Here is a 2411-nt window from a genome sequence, read left to right as displayed (position 1 = left end):
GGGCGGCGACGTCTCCCCCGTCGGGACCGGCGCACGCACGCCGGTGCTCGCGGGCGAGCCGGCCGGGAACGGTGCGGCATGAGCGGGCTGAACGGGGCGCGCGTCCTGGTCACGGGCGGCGCGGGGTTCATCGGCAGCCACCTGGTGGACGAGCTGGTCCGCCGGGGCGCGGCGTCGGTCACCGTCGTGGACAACCTCGTCAACGGACGGCGCGAGAACATCGCGCACCACATCGCCGACGCCGCGGCCGACGACGCCACCATGCGCCTCGTCGCCGACGACATCCGCAGCGAGGGTGCGCTCGCGCTGGTCGACGACGCGGACGTCGTCTTCCACCTGGCCTGCCTGGGGGTGCGGCACAGCCTGCACGACCCGCGCGAGAACCACGAGGTCAACGCGACCGCCACGCTGGAGCTGCTCGAACGGGCGCGCGCGGCGGGCGTACGGCGGTTCGTGCACGTCAGCTCCAGCGAGGTGTTCGGCACCGCGCAGTACGCGCCGATGAACGAGGAGCACCCGACCTGGCCGGAGACGGTCTACGGCGGGTCCAAGCTGGCCGGGGAGGCGTACGCGCGCGCCGCGTACCGCACGCACGGCATGCCGGTGGTCGTGGTCCGGCCGTTCAACACGTTCGGCCCGCGGAGCCACTTCGAGGGCGACAGCGGCGAGGTGCTGCCGCGCACCATCGTGCGCGCCCTGTGCGGCCTGCCCGGGTTCGTCTACGGCGACGGCGAGCAGACACGCGACTTCCTGCACGTCAGCGACACCGCGCGGGCCCTGGCGGAGATCGCGGAGTGCGACGCCGCGATCGGCCGCACGGTCAACGTGGGCTCGGGCGCCGAGGTGACGATCAACGAGCTCGTGGAGACGGTCGCCCGGCTCGCCGGTCGGCCCGACCTCGAGCCGGTGCGGCTGGAGGCACGTCCGGGCGACGTGCGCCGCCTGCTGGTGGACAACACCCTGGTGCGCGAGCTGACCGGGTTCGCGCCGCGCACGGGCTTCGAGCAGGGCGTCGCCGACCTGGTCGACTGGTTCCGTACCCGGCCCGAGAGCCCGGAGGAGATGCTGAGCCGCATCGAGGACCGCAACTGGGTCGCGCCCGAGCCCGCCCCCGCGGGGGTGACCTCGTGACCGCCGTCGAGGAGGGCCTGCAGCGGGTCGACGTCATGAAGCCGTGGCTCGGCGCCGAGGAGGTCGCCGCGGTCACCGAGGTGATCGAGTCGGGCTGGGTGGCCCAGGGCCCGCGCGTCGCCGCGTTCGAGGCGGCCTTCGCCGAGGCGATGGGCGCCCGCGCCGCGGTGGCGACGTCGAGCTGCACGACGGCGCTGCACCTCGCGCTGGTCGTGGCGGGCGTCGGCGCCGGGGACGACGTCGTCGTGCCGTCCTTCTCGTTCGTCGCCACGGCGAACGCGCCCACGTACGTGGGTGCGCGCCCCGTGTTCGCGGACGTGGACGCCGCCACCGGCAACGTGACGGCCGAGACGGTGGCCGCGGCGCTCACCCCCGCGACCCGCGCGGTCATCGCGGTGGACCAGGCCGGCGTGCCGGTCGACCTGGCCGCGATCCGCGAGGTGTGCGACCCGCTGGGCGTCGTGGTGATCGAGGACGCCGCCTGCGGCGCGGGCTCGACCTACCGCGACCGCCCCGTCGGGGCGGGCGCCGAGATCGTCGCGTGGTCGTTCCACCCGCGCAAGATCCTCACCACCGGCGAGGGCGGCATGATCACCACCAGCCGCCCGGAGTGGGCCACCCGCGCCCGCCGCCTGCGCGAGCACGCCATGAGCGTCTCGGCGGCGGACCGGCACGCCTCGCTCGTGTCGCCGCCGGAGGAGTACGACGAGGTCGGGTTCAACTTCCGGATGACGGACCTCCAGGCCGCCGTCGGCCTGGTGCAGCTCGGCCGGCTGCCGGCCATCGTGGCCCGGCGGCGGGAGCTCGCCGCCCGCTACCGTGCGGAGCTCGCGGACGTGGCGGGCCTGCGCCTGGTCGAGGACCCGCCCTACGGCACCGGCAACGTGCAGTCGCTGTGGGTGGAGGTGCTGCCGGGATACCGGCTCGACCGGGAGGGGCTGCTCCGGGCCCTGGCCGCCGCGAGCATCTCCGCGCGGCGCGGCATCATGGCCGCGCACCGGCAGCCCGCGCACGCCGCGCGGACCCACGTGCCGCTGCCCGTGACGGAGCGGCTCACGGACAGCACGCTGATCCTGCCCTTGTTCCACCAGATGGCGGACGCCGACCTCGGCCGCGTGGTCCAGGTGCTCCGCGGGTACGGGGGGCAGTGACGTGGCGGCGAGCTGGGGCGGGCCGCTGCTGCTGGTCGGGGCGAGCGGGCTGGCCCGCGAGGTGCTTCCCGTGGCCGCCGAGGCCGGGCACGACGTGCTCGGCGTCCTCGACGACCGCCACGCCGACCT

At 75.5% G+C, this 2411-nt stretch carries 3 protein-coding genes; all 3 read left to right on the top strand.

The genetic code is table 11. The annotated features are described in order from the left end of the window. Window positions 1-78: 78 nt before the first annotated feature. Window positions 79-1131 carry a dTDP-glucose 4,6-dehydratase gene (locus tag PROKR_RS17170; RefSeq protein ID WP_036964987.1) on the top strand — a complete coding sequence of 351 codons (1053 nt, stop codon included), beginning with the start codon at window positions 79-81 and terminating at the stop codon, window positions 1129-1131. After that, window positions 1128-2282, top strand: coding sequence for a DegT/DnrJ/EryC1/StrS family aminotransferase (locus PROKR_RS17165; protein WP_036964986.1), 1155 nt, complete (start codon window positions 1128-1130; stop codon window positions 2280-2282). Before PROKR_RS17170 ends, PROKR_RS17165 begins: the two co-directional genes overlap by 4 nt. 1 nt (window position 2283) lies before the next feature. Continuing rightward, a partial coding sequence (locus tag PROKR_RS38200; RefSeq protein WP_036964984.1) for a PglD-related sugar-binding protein occupies window positions 2284-2411 on the top strand: 128 nt, incomplete at its 3' end.

The organism is Promicromonospora kroppenstedtii DSM 19349 (genome assembly GCF_000515355.1).
In the GTDB taxonomy this organism is placed as follows: Bacteria; Actinomycetota; Actinomycetes; order Actinomycetales; family Cellulomonadaceae; genus Promicromonospora; species Promicromonospora kroppenstedtii.
This window is presented reverse-complemented; position numbering and strand designations above follow the sequence as displayed.